This is a genomic window from Pseudodesulfovibrio sp. 5S69 (genome assembly GCF_037094465.1).
GTDB lineage: Bacteria > Desulfobacterota > Desulfovibrionia > Desulfovibrionales > Desulfovibrionaceae > Pseudodesulfovibrio > Pseudodesulfovibrio methanolicus.
Genome location: NZ_CP146609.1, coordinates 1,682,626 through 1,705,937, shown reverse-complemented (window position 1 = coordinate 1,705,937; position 23,312 = coordinate 1,682,626). Strand labels below are relative to the sequence as shown.

The following is a 23,312-nucleotide window of genomic DNA, read 5'->3' as shown; positions in this document are numbered from 1 at the left end:
CGGCGGCCGGGGAAGGAGAGGGAAACCCTTTGAAAAGGGTTGTCCCTCTCCTTCCCCCCGCCCATCCCCTCTCCTTTCCTAAACTTTTTATAGCCGCTGCGCGGGGGGGGCGGGCTCAGGTGATTGACGTTGTATCCGCTCGATATTACCTTAGTTAAATGAGTAACACGACATCGCCGCAAACGGACGAGACATCCCGCAAGGGGTATGGCCCGACCAGCTTCTGGTTGCAGGAGCCAGCTATGGTCTTTGCGCATCTTGGGCTTGAACCCGGACAGGTCTTCCTCGATGCCGGGTGCGGGGCCGGGGAATACTCCCTGTACGCCGCGCGCCTGCTCGGCGAGGCAGGCCGGGTCATCGCCGTGGACAACATCGCCCTGTCCACGGACGCACTGAATGCACTGCCCGCCCGGCCCGGCGAGGCCCCCATCACCGCCTTTGCCGGGGACATCACCGACACCCTGCCCATCGACCCGCACTCCGTGGACGCGATCTTCCTGTCCACGGTCCTGCACATCAAGATGGTCCGCGACCGCGCGCCCGAAATGTTCCGCGAATTCCACCGCGTCCTGCGGGCCGACGGCACCCTGGCCGTGCTCGAATGCAAAAAGGTCGAAGCGAATTTCGGCCCGCCGCTCCACTCCCGCCTCGCCGAGGGCGACGTCCGCGCCATGGTGGAGCCCCACGGCTTCCGCCACGCCTCGACCCTGGACACCGGCCATGCCAACCTCATCTGTTTCCAGGCGCGGTAAAACCTTTCATCTCGATACCAGGCCAAAAACCATCTTTCTTTTCCCTTTGGAGCGACTCGGGTGCACAGCGCCCGACAGCGACTTGGTACCCCGCGCTCGGAACAGGCTTCCGACAGCCGCCCCCCGCACCCTCAACTTGCCACCTTCCGCCGAATAATATACTTCATGCCGGTCATGACCACGCCCCGCGATACATACTCACCCCGGCTGGATGTCCTCGCCTTTTTCATCATCCTCGCGTCCTTTCTGGTGCGCTACTGGTTCGTGGCCTCGGGCCAGTTGAACCTGGTGCAGGACGAGGCGCAGTATTGGGATTGGATCAGACGGCCGCAATTGTCCTATTATTCCAAAGGGCCGCTCATCGCCTGGATCATCAGCCTGTGGACTTGGGTGTTCGGGAACACCGAGCTGGGCGTGCGTTTCGGGTCCATCCTGGGCATGACCGGCATCCAGGCCGCGCTCTACGTCGGGGTGTCGCGCGTCTGGCGGGAGCACCGGCTGGCCGTGTTCGTGCTCTTCGCGGCCGCGACCATGCCCCTGCTCAACGGACTGGGCATCCTGGCCACCACGGACTGCCCGCTGATCTTCTTCTGGACCGTGGCCTTCTTCGCCCTGGCCGCGGCCACGCGCCACGACCCGGACCGTCCGGTGTCCAACCTCCCCTTCATCATCCTGGGCCTGTGCATGGCCGTGGGCATCCTGGCCAAGTACATGATGCTCACCTTCCTGGCCGTGGCCCTGATCTACGCGGTCATCCTGCAGTTCCGGGGGCAACTGCCCAAACGCTTCTGGGCGCGCTTCCTCATCGCCGGGGTCATCGGCTCGGCCGCCGGGCTCGCGCCCATCGTCATCTGGAACATGGACAACGGCTGGGTGGCCTACAAGCACGTGGCCAAGCTGACCTCGGGCGTGGGCGGCAGCGACTGGCTGCCCGACCGCATCGGCCCGTTCTTCGAGATGCTCGGCGCGCAGATCGGCCTGCTCGCGCCGTGGTGGTTCTGGTTCATCCTCGCGGCCACCCCGGCCGCGGTGCGCAAGGCATGGGTCGGCCCGGTGGGCCGGTTCGACGCAGGCTACCGGCGCGACCTGCTGTCCGTGCTCTTCTTCTGGCCCCTGTGGGGCATCATCACCTTCAAGGCGCTCTTCTCCAAAGTGGAGGCCAACTGGACCGCCGCAGCCTTCGGCACGGCCGCGATCCTGGCGGGCCTGGCCTTCAAGGCGTGGTGGGACGCCCCCGCCCGCAAGACGCGCGGACGGGCCATCATGGCCGGCGTGACCGCGATCCTGGCCCTGACCATCTTCGTCTCCCCGCTCCTGCCGCTCCCGGATTCCATGAACATCACCCTCCGGCTCAAGGGCTGGGCCGACCTGGGCCGCAAGGTGGACGACGTCATCAACACCGAGTTCGACGACCCGTCCCGAGTCTTCGCCATGTCCGACAACTACGGGTTCACCTCGGAACTGGCCTTCTACCTCAAGGGGCAGCCCTTCACTTTCTGCACCTGGAGCGAAGACCGACGCATGAACCAGTACGACCTCTGGCCCGCGCCGGGCAAGGACAAGCTCGGCTGGGGTGCGGTCATGGTCCGCAAACGGTTCCGCAAAAGCCCCGTGCCCGAGCTGAACAAGATGTTCGAGTACGTCAGCGAGCCCATCTTCTACAGCTCCTCCTTCAAGGGCGGGAAAGGACGCAAGTTCACCATCATCGTCTGCAAGGGGTTCACCGGGTACTGGCCCCGCCACTCCGGCAGGTTCTAGCCCCCCGGTCCATTTTTCCTGGATACGCGCCCCCTCTGCGCGTGGATAATCCACGTTTTTTAGACACTCGTTTTCCCCACCGCAACGTACCGTTATTGCAATTCCTTTGGCCTCCCAAGGGCTATGCCGGTTTGCGCCCGCCGCCATTCCCCCGGTGGCAGGCTTCTTGCTGTTCTCTGTCCAGGGTGGAGCCTGAACACTTTAATTGGGGGGGACGGCGAAAATGTTCAGACTCAAGTTGTTGTTGGTAGTTTCCTTCATTTTCCTGTTACCGGGGTGCTCCATGGTGCCGTTCGGCATCGGGCTCATACCCGGTGCGCCCGCCTACGTCTCGTCGCTCATCGGCAGCGGGCAGTCCGTGTATGCGACGGCCATGGACGAGCGGACCACCGAGCAGCAGATGCTCGACGCCATCGTGGCGGGCCACGCCCAGGCCGAGCTCTACAAGAACAAGGACATCCGGGCGGACCAGATCCACACCTACTGCTATTTCGGCAAACTCTACCTGGTGGGAGAGTACGACTCCCAGGAGCAGCTCAAGACCATCTACCAATGCATGGACAAGGTCGAGGGCAAGCGTCAGATCATCAGCCGGCTGTACCTGCACGACGAAAATGCGGACAACACCTTCTTCAGGGACCAGGCCACCTACGCCGAACTGCGCACGCAGCTCATGGCCGATTTCGAGGTTACCAGCACCCCCGTCGAGGTCCAGATCGTCCAAGGGGACATCGTCCTTCTGGGGGTCATCCACGACAAAGAGGAACGTGACCGCATCGTGGCCCACGCCATGAGCGTGAAGGGAGTGAATCGGGTGGTCTCCTACCTCTACCACCAGGAGAACGCCGGGCCCGAGCCGCAGATCATGAGCGCCCAGTTGGCCCCCGCGCCCGAGCCGTCCCCGGCGCCGCCCAGGGAGATCCCGCCGCCGCCCAAGACCAAACCCAAGAAAACCAGGCCCAAGGTCGAAAGAAAGCCGAAGCCGGAAGCACACCCGGTGCTGGCGGTCTCCAACCCCGACAGGGGACGGTGATCCTCCCACCCTCCAGGACGACCGCAGGCCCTTCCCCGAAAAACCGCCCGACCGACACGGGCGGTTTTTCATGGGCCGGTTTCAGGGAAGCAAACGGAGATGCCGGGCCGGCTAGGAGTGCCACCAGCGCATGATTTCCGGACCATAGAGCAGGTAGAGCATGCAGCCGAGGCTGAGGAACGGGCCGTAGGGGACGCGGCCCCGGATGCCGCCCTTGCCCGGACGGAGCATGTAGTAGATCGAGCCGAGCGCCCCGGTCACGCTGCCCACCAGGATGGTCAGGGGCAGTCCGGCCAGGCCGGTGATGGCCCCGATCATGGCCATGAGCTTGACGTCGCCGGTGCCCAGCCCCTCCTGCTTGCGCCACAGCCGGTAGAGCTGCTGCAGGACCCAGAACAACCCCGCACCCACGGCCGCGCCGAGCAGGGCGTCCTGCCAGGTGGGGCCTTCCCTGAGCACGAAGCTGGCCGCCAGGGCCACGGCCGTACCGCCCAAGGTGATGCGGTCGGGCAGCAGGAAAGTCTCGAAGTCGATGAAGCTGCCCGCGATGAGCATGACCCCGAGCACCAGGTACACGCCCCACTCCGGGGACAATCCGTAGGTGTAGGCCGAGGCCAGAGCCCAGGCCAGGCAGGACAGCTCCACCAGCAGGTATTGCGGGCCGATGGCCGCGCCGCAGTGGCGGCAGCGCCCCTTGAGGAGCAGGAAGCTGACCAGCGGGATGGTGTCCCGGAAGGAGAGCTTGGCATTGCACTCGGGGCACCGGGAGCCGCCCGGCTTGCAGATGGGCTCCTCGTCGATCCAGCGCTGGATGAAGATGGTGGCCAGGCCGCCGAGTTCGAGTCCGGCCACGGCGGCGGCGAGGTAGAAGGCCCAGGTGGGGATGATGTCCATAACGTCCTTGGGGCTTGAAGATTCGCGGCTTTTGCTGCATGAATACCGCTGGCGCAACACTTTGCAGGCTACCGGATTTCCCCTCCCGGCACAAGGGAAGCGCCGCCGTATACGCATCAAGGGAGCCCCAGATGGACCACCGTTTCATACCGACTTTGACCGAGGAACAGATCGCCGACATCCAGCTCGAAGGGCTGAAATGGACCGTGGGCCACACCTACGCCAACAGCCCCTTCTACCAGGCCCGCCTGAAGGAACAGGGCGTGGAGCCGGGCGACATCGCCTCCCTGGACGATCTGCGCAGGCTCCCCTTCACCACGGCCGAAGACCTCAAGGACGGCTACCCCATGCCGCTGCTGTCCGTGCCCGAAAGGGACGTGGTCCGCATCCACGGCTCCAGCGGAACCACGGGCAAGCGCAAGATCCTGGCCTATACCCAAAACGACGTCGACGTCTGGAAGGACATGTTCGCCCGCTGCTACGAGATGGCCGGGCTGACCCGCGAGGACCGGGTCCAGATCTGCGTGGGCTACGGGCTGTGGACCGCTGGCGCGGGCTTCCAGCTCGGCTGCGAACGGTTCGGGGCCATGGCCCTGCCCGTGGGGCCGGGGCTTTTGGAAATCCAGCTCCAGATGCTCACCGACCTCAAGTCCACCTGCATGTGCTCCACGGCCTCCATGGCTCTGCTCATGGGCGAAGAGGTCCAGAAACAGGGGCTGGCCGACAGGATCAGCCTGAAGAAGGCGATCTTCGGCTCCGAGACCCACACCCCCAAGATGCGCCGCCAGTTCGAGGAGGCCCTGGGGCTGGAGGACAGCTTCGACATCATCGGCATGACCGAGCTGTACGGCCCCGGCACCGGCCTGGAGTGCGAGGCCCACGACGGCATCCACTACTGGGCGGACATGTACATCACCGAGATCATCGACCCCGAGACGCTCGAACCCGTGGCCCCCGGCGAGGTTGGCGAGATGGTCGTCACTTCGTTGAGGAAGGAGGCCTCCCCGCTCATCCGCTACCGGACCCACGACCTGACCCGGCTCATCCCGGGCCAATGCGCCTGCGGAGTGACCATGCCGCGCGTGGACAAGATCCTGGGCCGGTCCGACGACATGTTCATCTTCCGGGGCGTGAACATCTACCCCGGCCAGATCGGCTCCGTGCTCGAACACTTCAAGGAGCTGTCCGCCGAGTACCGCATTTTCCTCAGCCGCAAGGACGGGCTGGACCACATGGCCGTGCACGTGGAACGCGCGCCCGGCGCAGCGTCCGGGAACGACGAAGGGCTGGCCAGAGCCCTGGCCGACGAAATCCGCAAGAACATCCTGGTGCGCGGCGAGGTGACCATCCTCGGTCCCGGCGAGCTGCCCCGCAGTTTCTCCAAGACCAAGCGAGTGGAAGACTCGCGCGGGGAAGAGTAGCCGCTCCCCCATGCCCAGCCTGTCGGAACGATCGGACCGCCATGTGGTCATCGACCGCAGGGAGGGGAACTACCTGGCCTTCCCGGACGTGATCCGGGCGCAGGACGGCACGCTGATCGTCGCCTACAACGAGGCGGACCGGCACGTTCGCCCCAACCGCCGGGTGCTCGTGGTCAAGACCAGCCGCGACAACGGGGCGACCTGGTCCGCGCCCGTCTATCCCGATTCCCCGCGCAGCCACAGCCCCCGCCTGAAATTGTTCCCGGACGGGACCATCGTCCTGTCCGACAGCTCGCGAATCTTTTTCGAGAGCCTTGATAACGGCCGCACCTGGCTGCCCTTTACCGCCGAGGGACTGACCCACGACATGCACGACCGCATCCTGGCCCTGGATGACGGGAGCTGGCTGACCGCCGGGCACCGGCACGTAGGCGGCGAGGAGCACCCGGCCATCCGCCAGCCGCCCACCGAGCAGGTCGTCTTCCGCTCCACGAATCATGGACGCGCCTGGACGCGCCTGTCCGTCATGGCCGCCGAGCGCAACCTGGTCCTGTGCGAGGCCTCCATGACCCAGCTGCCGTCCGGCCGCATCCTGGCCCTGCTGCGCGAAAACAGCTTCGTGTTCGAGCCCATGTACCTGGTCCACAGCGACGACGGCGGGGCCACCTGGTCGCGCCCCGCGCCCGCCGCGCTCATGGGACACCGCCCGACCATGGGGCTGCTCGACGACGGGCGGCTGCTGGTCACCTACCGCAACACCGGCCCGGACTGGGGCACCTGCGCATGGCTCGGCACGGCCGAGGAGCTGGCCTCGGGATTCCGGGTCCACGGCCGCGCCGCCGACCCGGCCAACCCGACGTTCACCCATGACGGCATGCGCATCCGAAACGGCGCGGGACCCGCAGCCGTGGTACGCTACGCCCTGCGGCCCATGACCGATCCGCGCAGCGCGCGCCTGGACCTCACGGCAGACGTCCGGATGGACGAGGCCGGGCCCAACGGCTGCGCCGTACGCGTGGGCTGCTGGTGGCGTCTGGCCCCGGACCGGATGCTCCCGGACGCGGCGGGCGCACAGGCCGTCCCCCTGCCGCGCGGGCGGTTCAACCGGCTGCGCTTCGAGTACGCGGCCGGGAGAGTGACGGCCTTCGTCAATGGCGAGCGGCGAGCCGCGGTCGAGGTGGACCCGGACCACGCCGAGACCCGGCCGGTCATGTTCGGCGCGCCCTACCCCTTCGAGGACAACGCGGTCGACTGCACCTGGCGACGAATTTCCCTGAACGTTCTTGAACCCGCCTATGACCGGGTGTATGCTTGGAACTGGACCGCCGGGGACGGCCGGCCCGACGCCTGGGTCCGGGACCACGTCCTGGAGCTTCGCAACGACCGGCACGCGGCGGCCCCGGATTTCGGGTATTCCGGATGGACGCGGCTCGCGGACGGGAGCTTCTTCAGCGCCTACCACCACGGCGGGGCCGGGGAGCCCGGCTACGAACCGCTGAAGACCGCGCATATCGCCGGAACCCGTTTTTATCCGGAGGACTTCAACCCCCGCGCACCGCAACCAAGGACGGGAAACATGGAACGCGCCGACATCGAGAGGATTTTCGAGGCCTATTTCGAAAAGTACAAGAAGACCGAGGGCGACCGCTCCTCCTGGTCCGCCTTCTGGACCGAGATGACCGGAGAGGGCGTGCTTGAGCTCAACCTGACCAAGTGCCCCGAGGGGACCACCTTCAAGATCTTCGTGGACAAGAAGAAAGTGGCCGAGGTGACCGGATGGGACGCCTACTTCGAGACCATGGAGGCCCTGGCCGAGGAGCACCCCGGCCTGTATGATCCGGATCGGATCTTTTCGGATATGAAGGCGATTATCTAGGAGATATTCCTGTTCAAATCATTTTTTCCTTGACGAATACCCCTGCCCCCACGTAAGGGCCTCTACTACAGTAGTCGGTGGCGTCCACGGGGACGCAGCCGGTTTCGGCCGGTCCGCACCGACAAGGGTGGAATGGCTTCAGGTTCTGCAAGGCTTGCGCGCCTACGCTTCCTCGATCTCCTTTCACCAGGCGTTGTTCGCCGTTTTATTTCACTATTTTTTCGGAGTTTGGTACGTAATGGCTAAGAATATCTATGTGGGCAACCTGCCCTGGAGCGCCACGGAAGAGGATGTACGCGCAGCGTTTGAGACCTTTGGGGAGGTCATTTCCGTCAAACTGATCAACGATCGCGAAACCGGCCGTCCCCGCGGCTTCGGTTTTGTCGAAATGGAAGACCAGGGGGCCCTTGCCGCCATTGAAAGCCTGGACGGCTCCGACTTCGGCGGCCGCAACATCAAGGTCAACGAAGCCCGTCCGCGTCCCGAGCGTCCGCGCTGGTAGCGCCGGTCGCCCGTCGTTAGTTAAAGACATAAGCCAGCCCGCCCCGCCCCGGGGCGGGCTTTTCCCGTCGCCTGCAACAAGAGGTAAAGAAGTATATGGCTAAAGAAGAAGGAATCGTCGTCCAGGGCGTAGTCGAAGAAGCCCTGCCCAACGCCATGTTCCGCGTTGAACTCGAAAACGGCCACACCGTGCTCGCCCACATCTCCGGCAAGATGCGCAAGTTCCGCATCCGCGTCATGCCCGGCGACACCGTAACCGTGGAACTCTCCCCCTACGATCTCACCCGGGGCCGCATCACCTTCCGTCCCAGGTAACCGCCGCCTCCCGGCGGCCGGGGGAAGGGAAAGCGAGGAGTTCCATGCGAGGTCTTCCCCCCTTCCCCTTCCCCCGGACCCCACCTCCTTCTCCCTCTTCGAGACCTCGACGCAGGCGCGGGCGCGACTGTGCCGTTTTCATATGGTGTGCTGTCCGGTGGAACCGTATTTTCCGTTTTTACTTTTTACCAAAGGCAAATCATGACCAGTTTCAAGGAACTGGGGCTTTCGGGATCAACCCTGGACGCCCTGGAATCCAAGGGGTTCACCGCCCCCACCCCCATCCAGGCCCTGACCATCCCGAAGCTGCTCTCGGGCAGTCGGGACATCGTGGGCCAGGCCCAGACCGGCACGGGCAAGACCGCGGCCTTCGGCCTGCCCGTCATCGAGGCGGCCGAGGAGGGCGCGCACCGCGTCCAGTCGCTCATTCTGGCCCCCACCCGCGAGTTGGCCATCCAGGTGGCCGAGGAGATCGACTCCCTCAAGGGCGGCAAGCGCATCCGCGTGCTCCCCGTGTACGGTGGCCAGGCCATCCACATGCAGCTCAAGGCGCTCAAACGCGGCGTGGACGTGGTCGTGGGCACGCCCGGCCGGATCATGGACCACCTGGAGCGCGGCTCCTTGAAGATCGATGCGTTGAACTACTTCATTCTCGACGAGGCTGACGAGATGTGCAACATGGGTTTCGTGGACGACGTGCGCGCCATCCTGGCCTCGGCCAACGAGGACCGGCGCACCCTCATGTTCTCCGCGACCATGGCCCGCGAAGTCATGGCCATCGCCAAGGAGTTCATGGGCGACTTCGACGTGGTCACGGTCAAACCCGAGACCTCGGACGCGCCCCTGACCCGCCAGGTCTTCCACGAGATGGCCGACTCTGACCGCTTCGAGGCCCTGTGCCGGGTCATCGATGCCCGGCCGGACTTCTATGGCCTGGTCTTCGTGCGCACCAGAGCCGACGCCGACCAGGTGGCCGCCCGGCTGACCCAGCGAGGCTATCCGGCCGAGCCCATCCACGGCGACCTGAACCAGGCCCAGCGCGAAAAAATCCTGAACGGCTTCCGCAAACGCAAGGCGACCATCCTGGTGGCTACGGACGTGGCCGCGCGCGGCATCGACGTGCCTGACCTGACCCACGTGGTCAACTTCGCCCTGCCCCAGGACCCGCAGACCTTCGTGCACCGAACCGGGCGCACGGGCCGGGCGGGCAAGGAAGGCGTGGCCATCACCCTGATCACGCCGAGCGAGTTCCGCAAGCTCATGTACATCTCCAAGAGCTCCGGCATCGAGATTGCCAAGGAGCCCCTGCCGCGCATCGAGGACGTCATCCACTCCAAGAAGCGCAAGGTGGTGGCCGAGCTCAACGACATCCTGGAAGCCGAAGGGCACAGCGCCTATCTGGCCATGGCCGGAGAACTGCTCCGCGACCGCCCCGCCGAACAGGTGGTCGCCGCCCTGCTTCGAAACACCTTCGGCGAGGAACTGATGGAGTCCGGCTACCGCCGCATCGACGCCGTGGGGCCCGGCGGGCGGGGCCGCGCCGACCTGGTCTGCGCACTGGGCCGCGCCCACGGCATGAACCCCAAACGGTTCGTGGACTTCATCGCCACCGCCGCGCGCATCAAGCCGTGGGCCATTCAGCACGTCCGGGTCCAGGGCGAGCGGACCACCTTCACGGTCCCGGCCGCCGAGGCGGACAAGGTCGTGAACGCGGTCAACAGCCGGGAAGGCGCCCCCGTCGTCGCCAGGGACGAATCGCGGCGCAAGCCGCCGGGCCGGTTCCCCAAGAAGAACGGAAGACCGGGAGGCAAGCCGCCCTACAAGCAGCGCTACAAGCCCAAACAGGGACGCTAGCCGGACCGACGTCCCGTCAGGGAATATCCATTTTTCCCTGGCGGGACGGCGTTTAATAATTGCTTCTTTTCCTGCTCCCCGATATCTTGGGCAAGCCCCCCAGGAGAACCGATGACTGGCGATGAACGCAAGACCAAGGCAGAGCTCATAGCGGAGCTGGACGGCCTCCGCGCCCGGCTTGACCACGGACACGGCGAGGCCGGACCGCCCGATGCCGACGAACTCCCGCTGTTCATTTTCGAAATGGACCTGGAAGGGACCTTCCGTTTCGCCAATCGCTACGCCCTCGAAAGCTTCGGCTACAGCGAGGCCGATCTCCGGGGCGGGCTCACCCTGCCGGACATCATCCACCGCGACTCCATCCACCGCGTCCGCCACAACCTCGCCCGGCTCCTGTCCGGCCAGGACTTCGAGCAAGAGGAATACAAGGCCGTGCGCAGGGACGGCACCACCCTGCCCGTCAAGGTCTATTCACAGCCCATGCGGCAAGATGGGGAGATCATCGGGGTACGCGGCGTGGTCATCGACGTGTCCGAAATCCGCATGGTGGAGGACGCCCTGCGCAAGAGCGAGAGCCATTACCGCACCCTGTTCGAGACCACCGGCACAGCCATGGTCCTGCTGGGCCGGGACGCGGTCATCAAGAGCTGCAACTCGCAGTTCTGCCTCATTTCCGGCTGCATGCGCGAGGACATAGAGGGCAAGATGAGCTGGATGGATTTCGTGCCCCTCGACGAGCGGGAACGCATGACCCGCTACCAGGAGTACCGCGAGAAAAGGATCGGCGACCCGCCCACCGACTACGAATTCAATTTCCTGACCAAGGACGGCAAGCACAGGCGCATCCACCTGTTCGTGCGCAACGTCCCCGGCACGGATGACCGGGTCTGCTCCCTCATCGACGTCACCGAGCGCGACGAGACCCTGCGTGCCCTGCGCAAGAGTGAGGAGCGCTACCAACTCATGGCCCGCGGCGCCAACGACGGCCTCTGGGACTGGTACCTGGGCAGCAACGAGTGCTTCTACTCCCCCCGATACCGGGAGATCCTCGGCTACACCGAGGAAGAGTTCCCCAACCACATGGACTCATGGCTGAACAGCCTGCACCCGGATGACCGCGAAAAGGCCCTGGCCGCCAACAAGGATTGCATCGACGGCAAGGTCGAGCAGTTCCAGGTGGAGTTCCGCCAGATACACAAGGACGGCTCCATCCGCTGGATTCTCGGCCGGGGCGGCAGCAGCAGGGACGAGAACGGCAAGGTATACAGGATATCCGGGTCGCATACGGACATCACCCAGCGCAAGTTCAACGAGCGCACCACCCACGCCCTGTATGCCATCTCCACGGCGGTCAACACCACCCGCGACCTCCGGGAGCTGTACCAGACCATCCACGCCATCATCGGCGAGGTCATCGAGGCCAAGAACTTCTTCATCGCCATGCGGGACGAGGAGAGGGACATACTCCGCTTCGTCTACTTCCAGGACGAGATGGACGACTATTTCGACATCCCCAACATCAGCGATCCGGGACAGAGCAGCCTGACCATCCATGTCTTCCGTACCGCCGCGCCGCTGCACCTCTCCCAGGCCGACCCCGACGCCGAGTCCCGGATGGCCTCCATCGGGGTCATCGGCACCCCGCCGGCCGCATGGCTGGGCGTGCCGCTCAGGCAGGGCGACCGAGTGGTTGGAGCCATGGTCGTACAGGACTACGAAAACCCGAGACGGTATTCGGGAGAAGCCGCCACCTTCCTGACCGCCGTGTCCGAGCAGGTGGCCATGGCCATCGAACGCAAGACCATCGAGGAGGCCCTGACCCGGCTCAACGAGGACCTGGAGGACAAGGTCGAACAGCGCACCGCCGAGATAGAGGCCCGCAAGGCCGAGCTTGAGGAGGCCAACCGGCGGCTGATGACCCTGGACGAGATCAAGTCGTCCATGGTCTCGTCGGTCTCCCACGAACTGCGTACCCCGCTGACCTCCATCCGGGGGTTCGCCAAGCTCTGTGCCAAAGACTTCAGCCGGTATTTCATCCCCCTGGCCGAGGGCGACAAACTGTCCGCCAAGGGGTCGCGTATCCAGGGCAACCTGCAGATCATCGACACCGAGGGCGAGCGCCTGACCAGGCTGATCAACGACTTCCTGGACATCAACCGCATCGAATCGGGCAAGGCGTGCTGGAACGACGAAATTCTCAACCCGGCAGAGATCATCCGTGACGCCGTGGCCTCGGCCTCCGGCGGCTTCGACGCCTCCAAGAGCGTGGAGCTGGACACGGTCCTGACCGACACCGCCCGGCGCATCCACGCCGACCCCGACAAGATCAAGCAGTTGCTCATCAACCTGCTGAACAACGCCCACAAGTTCACCAGGCAGGGTCGCGTCACCGTGACCATGCGCGAACAGGACGGTCTGCTGACCGTATCCGTCAGCGACACCGGCTCGGGCATCCCGGAGGACGAGATCGGCTACATCTTCGAGAAGTTCCACAAATCCCGCCTGGGCGACACGGTGCGCAACGTGGAACAGGGCACCGGCCTGGGCCTGGCCATCTGCAAGGAGATCGTCGAACACTACGGCGGCATCATCCGCGTGGAATCCGCGCTGGGCCAGGGCAGCGTCTTCACCTTCACCCTGCCCACGGTCCCGGCGGACGGCAACACCTGCCCCGGCTAGACGGCGAGGCCCCCGGCGAGGTCCCGACCGGCACGGTCACCGCCCGAGGCTGGGCAAGACGTGGTCCACGAACAGCCGAACCCGCTGCGGGAGCTGATTGGAGCCCGTCACCAGATACACGTCGTGCACAAACCCGCCGCTCCAGCCGGGCAGCACGCGGACCAGGCGGCCCGCCGTCTCGTCCGGCTCGGCTTTCTCCTTCTTGAGCAGGGCCACCCCGTGCCCGGCCAGGGCGAACTCGCGGCACATCTCCACGGAACCGAAGCTGTAGCGGGGCTGCACCTCAACCGTTACCTGGCGCTTGCCGTCATGCATGGGCCAGCGGTTGCCGAAACGCTGGAGCACGATGCAGGGCAGGCCGTGCAGGTCGCCGGGCTCCTGCGGCATGGGGTACCGCTCCAGCAGCCGGGGCGAGGCATACAGGAACGGCTCGATGGTCAGGAGTTTCCTGGCGACCAGGGACGGTGCGATGGACGGCCCGATGAGAAAGGCCACATCATACGGATCGGTGCGCATATCCACCGGATGCTCCACAATGGTCAGGTCGATCTGGATGTCCGGCCACGTCGCGGCAAAATCCAGCAACGCGTCTTTGAAGTGCCTGTCGTCATACAGGTCCAGGAACATGCAGATCCGGATCAGCCCTGACGGCTTCTGCATGTTCATCATGACGGCATCATAGGCGTTGTGCACTTCGTCCAGGGCAAATCCGCACCGGTCCAGCAAGTACGCGCCGTTGTCGGTCGGTTCGACGTTGCGCGTGTCCCGATAAAAAAGCAGGACCCCCATCCGCTCTTCCAGCAGCTTGATGCGCCTGGACAGCGTCGAGACGCCCATGCCGAGGACTTCCGCAGCCTTGGTGAAGCTCTTTTGCCGGGCCACCTCCACCAACAGCGGCACGTCATTCAGGAATTCCTGTCTCATTATGCTCATCCATGGAAAAGAGTTTTTCTTTTTGCCCCATTTATTTAATCCACGAGCATGCTATGAAAAGAGAAATCCAAAGGCAACAAGATCGCCATCTTGAGGGCTAACAACGATCGACCAAAGGAGAAAGACATGACGAAGCAATCCATATTCGAAGGCACCGCCACCTTCCTGGAATATCTCGGCCTGGGGGAGGAGCCCTTCGGAGTCTACTACTCCGACACCCTGCCGGAGAACGCCTACGGGCCGAGAAAAGGCACGCCTATCTCGCGCGAGCAGGAGGACAAGGGAGAGCTGGACATGCAGGAGGTCATGAAGTCGTTCTCCTGCGTCATGGGCAACGTCTGGCTGGCCAGAAAAAAGAAGGGAGCCGCCTTCATCTCCTCGGAGGAATACGGCTGCCTCGGCGGCGTGTACTACTGTTCGATGATGAAGCCCCATCTCAGGTTCATCGAGCACTACGTGTCCACCGGGTACGAGGGCACCCCCCTGCAGGGCGAACGATACATGCCGAACCCCGACGCCATGCGGAAGTTCATGCTTGAGGTGAATCCCCGCGAGGCGCCGGCCAAGTATTGCATCTTCAAGCCGCTGTCCCTTTTCGCCGACGGCGAGGAGCCCGAATTCATCATCTTCTTTGCCCGTCCCGAGGTGCTGAGCGGCCTCTTCACCCAGGCGGTGTTCACCACAGGCGACATGGACTGCGTGGTCTCGCCCTTCGGCGCGGGCTGCACCAACATGATCTCCTGGCCCCTCTACTACAAGGGCAAGGGACTGGAAAAAGCGGTCATCGGCGGTTTCGACCCCTCGGCCAGGAAGTTCATGAAGACCGACGAACTGACCTTCACGGTTTCTCTGGAGCTCTACGAAAAGATGCTCGCCGCCCTGCCCGAATCCATGTTCACGCACGAGACCGACTGGAAGGGCGTACGCAAGAAGGTCGAGCGCAGTGCAAAGGCCTGGAGCGAAAGCAACTGATCGGCCTTTGCGGCCGCAGTCCTGTCCCTTCACCCTCCGGCCTGCGGATTGGCCACCCCCCGAAACGAAAAACCCGCTTTCTCACGAAAGCGGGTTTTTGTCTTCTTGGTGCCCCCAGCGCGATTCGAACACGCGGCACCAGGATTAGGAATCCTGTGCTCTATCCACCTGAGCTATGGGGGCACGTTCCGGCAGGTGCCGGGGAATCGTTCCTAGCCAATGGCGGGTGAAAAGGCAAGTCTTTCGTCTCGCAGGAGGGCCCGATGCCCGTGTTTCGGGCGGTAAAGGCCGCGGGTCGACAGCCTGCGGGCGAGAGCCGAAACCGCATCCGGTTAGCCGGTTTCCCGCGGCCGCTCCGGGGCCCTCCCGCTTTTCCGGGTATTTACATATAGATATGTTCCGGGCGTCCGCCCAGGCTGTGGGCGGAACCGGCAGCCTGGACGGGACCGGGCGCGGGAAATGAGTGTGCAAATTCGGGCACACTATTTACAACGGGGAAAAAAAGGCTATATGTGGGGAAGGCGGTGCGAGCCGCCATCCTGTTTTCCGCATCCTGTATGGAGGCAAATATGAATCGTAAGGCTAAACTTCTCATCCTTGTACTGACCCTTGTGCTGTCTGTGCCGGTTATTGCACAGGCGCGCGACCTGCCCGTGTTCACGGAGCTGGCCGCCAAGGCGGGCAAGGCCGTGGTCTTCATTTCCACGGAAAAAACAACTAAGGCCCCGAGCATGGAGCAATTCCGGCAGCAGGTCCCCGAAGGGCACCCGTTCCACGAGTTCTTCAAGCGGTTCGACCAGTTCTTCGGCCCGCAGGGGCAGCAGCCGCGCAAGATGCTCGGTCAGGGCTCCGGCTTCGTCATTTCCCCCGACGGGCTCATCGTCACCAACAACCACGTCATCAACGGCGCGGACAAGGTGACCGTGCGCTTCCAGGACGACAAGAAGGAATACCCGGCCACGGTCGTGGGCGCCGACCAGGAAACCGACCTGGCCGTCATCCGCATCAAGGCCGACCATCCCCTGGCGACCCTGAAGTTCGGCAACTCCGACAACATCAAGGTGGGCGAATGGGTGCTGGCCATCGGCAACCCCTTCGGCCTGGACAATACGGTCACCGCGGGCATCATCTCCGCCAAGCACCGGATCATCGGCGCCGGCCCGTTCGACAACTTCCTGCAGACCGACGCGTCCATCAACCCCGGCAACTCCGGCGGTCCGCTTCTTGACATGGACGGCGAGGTCATCGGCATCAACACGGCCATCAACGCCGCGGCCGAGAACATCGGCTTCGCCATCCCGTCCACCCAGGCCGCCAAGGTCATCGCCCTGCTCAAGGAAGGCAAGACGCCCCAGCGCGGCTGGCTCGGCGTGACCATCCAGCAGGTCAGCGAGAACCAGGCCAAGGCCCTGGGCCTGGCCGAACCCACCGGCGCGCTGGTCGCCTCCGTGGGCAAGGGCGCTCCCGCCGACAAGGGCGGCGTCAAGCAGGGCGACGTGATCCTTGAGGTCAACGGCAAGAAGGTCGGGGACAACAACGACCTGCTCAAGAAGATCGCGGGCCTCGCCCCCGGCGACGAGGCAAACCTCGTGTTGTGGCGTAACGGCGAAAAGGTGACCCGGACCGTCACCCTGGGCCAGCGCAATGAAAAGGCCATGGCCGCCATGACCCCGGACCACCAGGATCAGGGACAGGCCGCCACCGTGCTCGGCATGGCGCTCAAGCCGATCTCCGACCAGGAAGCCCAGGCGCTGGGACTGGACAAGGCCCAGGGTCTGCTCGTGGTCAACGTCGATCCCAACACCGCGGCCGGCGAGGAAGGCATCCGACAGGGCGACGTCATCCTCCAGGCCAACCAGAAGGACGTGAACTCCGTGGCCGACCTGAACGGCGTCATCAAGAACGCCGAAAAGCGCGGCGCGGTCATGCTCCTGGTCAAGCGCCAGGGACGCAACAGCTTCGTTGCCCTGCCCCTGGACAACAAGTAAGACACCAATCAACCGGGGGGCTCCGCAGGGAGCCCCCTTTTTTTATACCCATGCAAGCAGCCACCCTCATCGCCCCGGCCAAGATCAACCTGCACCTTGAAATCCTCGGCCTGCGGGACGACGGCTACCACGAGCTGCGCACCCTCTTCTATCCGGTCCCCCTGCCTTGCGACCTCATTGAGGTCATGCCCAGCCCGGACGACGACTTCTACATCCGTTGCGCCGAACGCCCGGAGTTGGAGACCACCTCCAACATCCTGTACAAGGCTTGGAAAACGTTCGGCGAGGCCACCGGCTTCCGGCCCGGCATCTTCGTGGCTCTGACCAAGCGCATCCCTATGGGCGGCGGCCTGGGCGGCGGCAGTTCCGACGCGGCCGCCCTGCTCAAGTGGCTCAACCGGGAGGCCGGCGGCAAGGGGCTGCCCCTGCAGACCATGATCGCCCTGGCCGCGCAGCTCGGCGCGGACGTGCCCTTCTTTCTTTTGGACGGACCGGCCTGGGCAGGCGGCATCGGCGAGGAGCTCACCCCGGCCGAGGTGGACCTGTCCGGCGCGACCCTGGTCCTTGCCTGCCCGGACATCCACGTGAACACAGCCTGGGCCTTCCGCGCCTGGGACGAGAAATACGCGGCGGCAGGTCCCCAAGAATCCTTGACATCCGACTGGGGGGATACTAAGAATCCTTCTCCCGTTTCGCCCCGGGAGATGACGAACGACTTCGAGTCCATCGTCTTCGAGAAGCACCCATCCCTCCGGGATATCAAGCAAACACTTCTCGCTCACGGGGCCGAGCACGCTGCGATGAGCGGCTCGGGAGCCTCCCTGTTCGGCATCTACCGGGACAGGGGTTCTGCCACGTCCGCAGTCCAGGCTCTCGAAAAACAGGGAATTGAAATTTTCCAGGTGGACTGCCCTTAGGGCACGAAACCGGTTAAGGGCCGGACCACTCGACGTCGCCGCCCCCGCCGCCAAGCGCCGGGAGCCACCACCCGAAGCGACCCCCGAAAGGGCCAAGTCGAAAGGTCAAGCAAGCGCCAGCCGCTTACCGACAGCCCCAGCCGACGATGGCCGCCCGCAAAGCGGGCAGCCGAGACGGCGCTCCCCCGAACGGAGCAGGGACAAAAAATGTCGAGAAGTGGTCGAGCGCAAGGCGCAAGCAAAATTCGGGACCGCCGCGTATCCCAATACGCAAGGGTCCGGATTTTGCGCAGCAACGCAGCGATCGGCCGCTTATCGATATTTTTTGCTGGGGCGTCGTCAAGTGGTAAGACATCAGGTTTTGGTCCTGACATTCGGGGGTTCGAGTCCTCCCGCCCCAGCCAAAAATTAAAAAAGATCGCACAGAGGGTAGTCTCATGCACGGCGAATTGAAGATCATCAGCGGATCCTCGAGTCCGAAACTGGCCGAAGCCATTTGCGAGCATCTCGGCACCAAGGCGTCCCCGGTCCTCCGGGAACGGTTTTCCGACGGCGAAATCCGCATCGAGATCGGCGAGAACGTCCGGGGCGACGACGTCTTTGTCGTCCAGCCCACCTGTTCCCCGGTCAACTTCCACCTCATGGAGTTGTGCCTGATGCTCGACGCGCTCAAGCGCGCCAGCGCCTCCCGCGTGACCGCCGTGGTCCCCTACTTCGGCTACGCGCGTCAGGATCGCAAGGTCGTGCCCCGCGCGCCCATCTCCGCCAAGCTCGTGGCCGACCTCCTGTCCACCGCGGGCATGCAGCGGCTGGTGACCATCGATCTGCACGCCGGCCAGATCCAGGGCTTCTTCAACTGCCCGGTGGACAACCTGTTCGCCGCGCCCGTGCTCATTGAGCAGTTGCGCGACCGGAACGACGACTTCGTCATCATCTCCCCGGACGCGGGCGGCGTGGAACGGGCCCGTGCCTACGCCAAACGCCTCGGCGCCACCCTGGCCATCGTGGACAAACGCCGCGACGCGCCCAACCAGGCCAAGGCCATGCACATCATCGGCGACGTCAAGGGCAAGGTGGCCGTGGTCATCGACGACATGATCGACACCGCGGGCACCATGTGTGCGGCGGCCAACGTGATCATGGAGAACGGGGCCAAAGACGTCATGGCCTGCGCCACGCACCCGGTCCTGTCCGGCCCGGCCTGCCAACGGCTGGAAGAGTCCGCCTTCTCCGAGGTGGTCGTCACCGACACCATCCCCCTGGGCGAAAAGCAGGACCAGTGCAGCAAGCTCAAGGTCCGCTCCGTGGCCTCCCTGCTGGCAAAAGCCATCAACAACGTGCACACGGAATCCTCCGTGTCCGTATTGTTCGTATAAGGAACGTAAACGGGGGCCTTCGAGGCCGCCGCAACCATTTAAAGCGCGAGCGTCCGTCCATGGTGGACGGCCAGGGCGTAACAAGGAGAAACTCTCATGGCAGAACTGCTGAAACTGAACGTCCAGGAACGGACCGAGTTGGGCAAAGGCCCCAACCGCCGCCTCCGTGCCACCGGCATGGTCCCCGGCATCTACTACGACGCCAAGGGCGCCAACATCCCGGTCAAGGTGGAGATGGTCCCCCTGCAGAAGGCTTACGCCGCCGTCGGCAACTCCCAGGTCTTTGAACTGGTCCTGGAGCGCGGCGGCAAGACCGAAACCATGCCCGCCATGCTGTGGCGCGTGCGCAACGAGCCGGTCAAGGGCGTGCCCGAACACGTGGACTTCTTCGGCGTGGACCTGACCAAGGAAATCAAGGTCGCCGTCCACTTCGAGCTCGTCGGCTCCTCCAAGGGCGTCAAGCTCGGCGGTGTGCTCGAGCAGTACCGCGACCACATTGAGGTCATCTGCAAGCCCATGGACATCCCCGAGTCCATCGTCATCGACATCACCGACATGGACATCATGGATCACGTCCACATCGAGGACGTCACCTTCCCCGAAGGCGTCACCCCGGTCTTTGATGAAAACTACGCCGTCCTGTCCATCACTGCCATGCAGGAAGAGGGAGAGGACGAAGGGGCCGAAGAGGGCGTCGAGGCTGCCGCCGAGGAAGCCGAAGAGTCCGAGGCCGAATAGCCCGGCATCGTCAACGACACCACATCCCGGAGCGCGATGTCGTGCTCCGGGATTTTTTTTTGCTTCCCGGCGAAGAGACTGATAGACTCCCTTTCGCAGCGCGTGGCCGCCACGCGGAGAATGGACCCGACTCATGGATTTCAAAGGCGCCATAGTGGGGCTGGGCAACCCCGGTCCCGAATACGAGGACACCCGGCACAATGTCGGGTTCATGCTGGTGGACCATCTCCTGCACCTGGCGAATGACCGCAAGTCCATGCGGCTTGAAAAGATCGAGGAATCCGGCGACTACGACCTGTGGCGGTGCAAGTTCGCCGGGGCCTATCGGCTCCTGGTCAAGCCCCTGACATACATGAACCTGTCCGGCAAGGCCGTGGCCCGCGTCTGCGGCCGCCACGGCATCGAGCCTGTAGACCTGGTGGTGGTCCACGACGAATTGGACCTGCCCGTGGGCAGGATGAAGTTCAAGCGCGGCGGCGGGGACAACGGCCACAACGGGCTCAAGTCCATCCAGGAGCGGCTCGGCACCCCGGATTACAACCGGCTGCGGCTGGGCATCGGACGCCCCGAGGACCCGTACAAGCCCATCACCGACTGGGTCCTGGAACCATTTGACGAACGGGCGAAGGCGGCCCTGCCCGAAATCATCGGCCATGCCGCCAAGGGGCTGGACATTTTTTTCCGGCGCGGCATAGGCTTTGCCCAGCAGCACGTCAACGCCTTTTCCCTCCGGGAAGAAGAATCGGAGTAATCGTGGACTCCTCCCGGCCTTTTCGGTATAATGTCTTTCTGTCGCATGTAAAATTGTAGTCTTTTCAAGAACTGAGGTCCAAGTGTTCAAGGTCGACGAATTGGTTGTGTATCCCTCCCAGGGCGTGGGACGCGTTGAGCGTGTCGAATCCCAGGAGATCGGCGGCGTCAAGGCCGATTTTTACATAGTCCGGATCTTGAGCAACAACGTGACCCTCATGGTCCCCGTAGCCAACGCCGAAAACGTGGGCCTGCGCTCCGTGTGCCCGGCCGAAGTCGGCCAGAGCATCTTCGAATCCCTCAAGGACCGCACCGGATTCACCGGCTACACCGGCCAAAACTGGAACCGGCGCTACCGCGAATATTCCGAGAAGCTCAAGAGCGGTGACCTGGCCGACGTGGCCTACGTCCTCAAGGAGCTCTTCCTCATCGGCAAGGACAAGGAACTCTCGTTCGGCGAACGCCGCCTGCTGGAGCAGGCCATGGGGCTGGTCTCCATGGAACTGGCCTACTCGCTGGACCGCGACCAGGAGGTCATCAAGGAGGACATCAACGAGATGTTCGCCGACGTCATCGCCGCGCAGGAGAAAAACGACTAGCAGGGCTTGTCAAGGTCCACCGTTTGAGGTAACTGCCTCTTTGTGCCGCACCGCGGCTTTCAGATCACCCCACTCCCACTTGGTTTTTGAGACGTCCCGAGGCTGTTAGCGCAACTTCAACGAGAGGTATGCTCCCGTTTCCTCACACCCGAACCGTCCGGCCGGAAAGGTTCACCCGCGACATCCCGCGTTTGTTGCCCGCCACGGCGGCCACCCCGCACAATATTACCGTATCCCATTGTCCGAGTTGACATAATTCCGTAACCCTCAACAAGAATTTCCAAACATGGTCACTAAAAAGACTGACTCAGAAGGCAAAGGCAAAGGCGCCCCCAAAAAGACCACCCGCAAAAAGACCCCCAAGGCCGTGCCCGAACAAAACGGCAACGGCGGCAGCCTGAACCTCACCGAACTCAAACAAAAATCCATGCAGGACCTGACCGATCTGGCCATGTCCTTCGAGGTGGAGAACCCGAGCACCATGCGCAAGCAGGAGCTCATCTTCGCCCTGCTGCAACAGTGCGCCTCGCAGAACGGCCAGATATTCGGCGAGGGCGTACTGGAAATCCTGCCCGACGGCTTCGGATTCCTGCGCTCGCCCATGTACAGCTACATGGCCGGCCCGGACGACATCTACGTCTCCCCCTCGCAGATACGCCGCTTCGGCCTGCGCAAGGGTGACGTGGTTTCGGGCCAGATCCGCCCGCCCAAGGAGGGGGAGCGCTATTTCGCCCTGCTGCGCGTGTCCGAGATCGGCTTTGAGGATCCGCAGCACTCCAAGAACCTGGTCCTGTTCGACAACCTGACGCCCCTCTATCCCGAGGAGCAGCTCCGGCTCGAAAACGGTGCGACCAACTATTCCGCCCGGATCATCGACCTGCTCGCGCCCATCGGCAAGGGCCAGCGCGGCGTGATCGTGGCCCCGCCCCGCACCGGCAAGACCATCATGCTCCAGACCATCGCCAACTCCATCAACGCCAACCACCCCGAGGTGGACCTCATCGTCCTGCTCATCGACGAGCGGCCCGAAGAAGTGACCGACATGCAGCGCACGGTCAAGGCCGAGGTGGTCTCCTCCACCTTCGACGAGCCCCCGACCCGCCACGTGCAGGTGGCCGAGATGGTCATCGAAAAGGCCAAGCGGCTGGTCGAGCGCAAGCGCGACGTGGTCATCCTGCTCGACTCCATCACCCGGCTCGGCCGGGCCTACAACGCGGTCACCCCGTCCTCGGGCCGCGTGCTCTCCGGCGGTATCGACGCCAACGCCCTGCAACGGCCCAAGCGCTTCTTCGGCGCGGCCCGCAACATCGAGGAAGGCGGCTCCCTGACGATCATCTCCACCGCGCTCATCGACACCGGTTCGCGCATGGACGAGGTCATCTTCGAGGAGTTCAAGGGCACCGGCAACATGGAACTCTACCTGGACCGCCACCTGTCCGACAAGCGCATCTACCCGGCCATCGACATCAACCGCTCCGGCACCCGCAAGGAAGAGCTGCTCCTGGAAGAGGACGTGCTCAACCGCGTCTGGATCCTGCGCAAGCTCCTCTCCCCCATGAACTCCATCGATTCCATGGAATTTCTCCGGGGCAAGATGAAGGGCACCAAGAACAACAAAGACTTCCTGGATTCGATGAGCAAGTAGGTAGACGGCTTCCGATATGGCGGCTGAAGAGAAGAGCCGCTGTCGGGTGCTGCGCACCCGAATCGCTCCAAAGAGGCAAAATAAGCCCCGACTCAGTGCTGAGCCGGGGCTTTTTTATTGGGCTAAACCGCGAAGTGGCCATAAAAAGTTTAGGAAGGGAGAGGGAATGGGGGTCCGGGAAAAGGGGAGAGGGGAACCCTTTGAAGAAAAGGCTCCCCCTCTCCCCTTCTCCCGGCCGCCGGAGGCATCCTTCTCCTGCGCATCTTGTGCAACAATCGGCCGGTGGTTGCTTTGGGCGGGCAAATGGTTAC

At 63.8% G+C, this 23,312-nt stretch carries 19 protein-coding genes and 2 tRNA genes; 18 read left to right on the top strand and 3 right to left on the bottom strand.

Annotation, left to right across the window (positions count from 1 at the left end; translation table 11 throughout):
* Positions 1-242: 242 nt before the first annotated feature.
* From V8V93_RS07940 to V8V93_RS07930, 3 genes are all read left to right on the top strand, one after another.
* Positions 243-752, top strand: coding sequence for a class I SAM-dependent methyltransferase (locus tag V8V93_RS07940; RefSeq protein WP_338669823.1), 510 nt, complete (start codon positions 243-245; stop codon positions 750-752).
* 165 nt (positions 753-917) lie between these two features.
* Entirely contained in the window at positions 918-2,510 is a 1,593-nt protein-coding gene (locus V8V93_RS07935) for an ArnT family glycosyltransferase (protein WP_338669822.1), read from the top strand.
* A 223-nt stretch (positions 2,511-2,733) separates the two neighbouring features.
* Entirely contained in the window at positions 2,734-3,543 is an 810-nt protein-coding gene (locus tag V8V93_RS07930) for a BON domain-containing protein (protein ID WP_338669821.1), read from the top strand.
* A 111-nt stretch (positions 3,544-3,654) separates the two neighbouring features.
* Here the strand turns inward: V8V93_RS07930 and V8V93_RS07925 are convergent, their stop codons facing one another.
* The gene (locus V8V93_RS07925; RefSeq protein WP_338669820.1) at positions 3,655-4,437 is read right to left on the bottom strand and encodes a prepilin peptidase; all 783 of its coding nucleotides are present in this window, start codon (positions 4,435-4,437) and stop codon (positions 3,655-3,657) included.
* 131 nt (positions 4,438-4,568) lie between these two features.
* On the opposite strand from V8V93_RS07925, the gene V8V93_RS07920 reads away from it, so the two are divergent.
* The 6 genes from V8V93_RS07920 (at position 4,569) to V8V93_RS07895 (ending at position 13,083) form a co-directional block, all read left to right on the top strand.
* The gene (locus V8V93_RS07920) at positions 4,569-5,858 is read left to right on the top strand and encodes a phenylacetate--CoA ligase family protein (protein ID WP_338669819.1); all 1,290 of its coding nucleotides are present in this window, start codon (positions 4,569-4,571) and stop codon (positions 5,856-5,858) included.
* A gap of 10 nt (positions 5,859-5,868) precedes the next feature.
* Positions 5,869-7,734 (top strand): sialidase family protein, encoded by a 1,866-nt coding sequence (locus tag V8V93_RS07915; protein WP_338669818.1) that lies wholly within the window; start codon positions 5,869-5,871, stop codon positions 7,732-7,734.
* Positions 7,735-7,972: 238 nt separating this feature from the next.
* Positions 7,973-8,236: an RNA recognition motif domain-containing protein gene (locus V8V93_RS07910; protein ID WP_207263022.1), complete on the top strand. Its 264-nt coding sequence runs from the start codon at positions 7,973-7,975 to the stop codon at positions 8,234-8,236.
* Between the two features lie 95 nt (positions 8,237-8,331).
* Positions 8,332-8,550: a translation initiation factor IF-1 gene (gene infA / locus V8V93_RS07905; protein ID WP_066806036.1), complete on the top strand. Its 219-nt coding sequence runs from the start codon at positions 8,332-8,334 to the stop codon at positions 8,548-8,550.
* A 201-nt stretch (positions 8,551-8,751) separates the two neighbouring features.
* Entirely contained in the window at positions 8,752-10,404 is a 1,653-nt protein-coding gene (locus V8V93_RS07900) for a DEAD/DEAH box helicase (RefSeq protein ID WP_338669817.1), read from the top strand.
* 111 nt (positions 10,405-10,515) lie between these two features.
* Positions 10,516-13,083, top strand: a complete 2,568-nt coding sequence (locus V8V93_RS07895; RefSeq protein WP_338669816.1) for a PAS domain S-box protein — start codon at positions 10,516-10,518, stop codon at positions 13,081-13,083.
* 36 nt (positions 13,084-13,119) lie between these two features.
* On the opposite strand, the gene V8V93_RS07890 is transcribed toward V8V93_RS07895, so the two are convergent.
* Positions 13,120-14,007 carry a LysR family transcriptional regulator gene (locus V8V93_RS07890; protein WP_338669815.1) on the bottom strand — a complete coding sequence of 296 codons (888 nt, stop codon included), beginning with the start codon at positions 14,005-14,007 and terminating at the stop codon, positions 13,120-13,122.
* Between the two features lie 135 nt (positions 14,008-14,142).
* Here V8V93_RS07890 and V8V93_RS07885 point away from each other — a divergent pair, with 135 nt between their 5' ends.
* Positions 14,143-14,988 carry a DUF169 domain-containing protein gene (locus V8V93_RS07885; protein ID WP_338669814.1) on the top strand — a complete coding sequence of 282 codons (846 nt, stop codon included), beginning with the start codon at positions 14,143-14,145 and terminating at the stop codon, positions 14,986-14,988.
* Between the two features lie 106 nt (positions 14,989-15,094).
* Here V8V93_RS07885 and V8V93_RS07880 read toward each other — a convergent pair.
* A tRNA-Arg gene (locus tag V8V93_RS07880) sits at positions 15,095-15,171 on the bottom strand.
* Between the two features lie 386 nt (positions 15,172-15,557).
* On the opposite strand from V8V93_RS07880, the gene V8V93_RS07875 reads away from it, so the two are divergent.
* From V8V93_RS07875 to rho, 8 genes are all read left to right on the top strand, one after another.
* Positions 15,558-16,976 carry a Do family serine endopeptidase gene (locus V8V93_RS07875; RefSeq protein ID WP_338669813.1) on the top strand — a complete coding sequence of 473 codons (1,419 nt, stop codon included), beginning with the start codon at positions 15,558-15,560 and terminating at the stop codon, positions 16,974-16,976.
* A 50-nt stretch (positions 16,977-17,026) separates the two neighbouring features.
* Positions 17,027-17,893 carry a 4-(cytidine 5'-diphospho)-2-C-methyl-D-erythritol kinase gene (gene ispE, locus V8V93_RS07870; protein ID WP_338669812.1) on the top strand — a complete coding sequence of 289 codons (867 nt, stop codon included), beginning with the start codon at positions 17,027-17,029 and terminating at the stop codon, positions 17,891-17,893.
* Positions 17,894-18,222: 329 nt separating this feature from the next.
* Positions 18,223-18,297 (top strand) — tRNA-Gln (locus V8V93_RS07865).
* A gap of 33 nt (positions 18,298-18,330) precedes the next feature.
* Complete coding sequence (locus V8V93_RS07860; protein WP_338669811.1) at positions 18,331-19,269, top strand: ribose-phosphate diphosphokinase; 939 nt, start codon at positions 18,331-18,333, stop codon at positions 19,267-19,269.
* Between the two features lie 96 nt (positions 19,270-19,365).
* Positions 19,366-20,007, top strand: coding sequence for a 50S ribosomal protein L25 (locus V8V93_RS07855; RefSeq protein ID WP_338669810.1), 642 nt, complete (start codon positions 19,366-19,368; stop codon positions 20,005-20,007).
* A 133-nt stretch (positions 20,008-20,140) separates the two neighbouring features.
* Positions 20,141-20,758, top strand: coding sequence for an aminoacyl-tRNA hydrolase (pth, locus tag V8V93_RS07850; RefSeq protein WP_338669809.1), 618 nt, complete (start codon positions 20,141-20,143; stop codon positions 20,756-20,758).
* An 82-nt stretch (positions 20,759-20,840) separates the two neighbouring features.
* Positions 20,841-21,356 (top strand): CarD family transcriptional regulator, encoded by a 516-nt coding sequence (locus V8V93_RS07845; protein WP_338669808.1) that lies wholly within the window; start codon positions 20,841-20,843, stop codon positions 21,354-21,356.
* A gap of 427 nt (positions 21,357-21,783) precedes the next feature.
* Complete coding sequence (gene rho / locus V8V93_RS07840) at positions 21,784-23,001, top strand: transcription termination factor Rho (protein ID WP_338670170.1); 1,218 nt, start codon at positions 21,784-21,786, stop codon at positions 22,999-23,001.
* Positions 23,002-23,312: the final 311 nt, after the last annotated feature.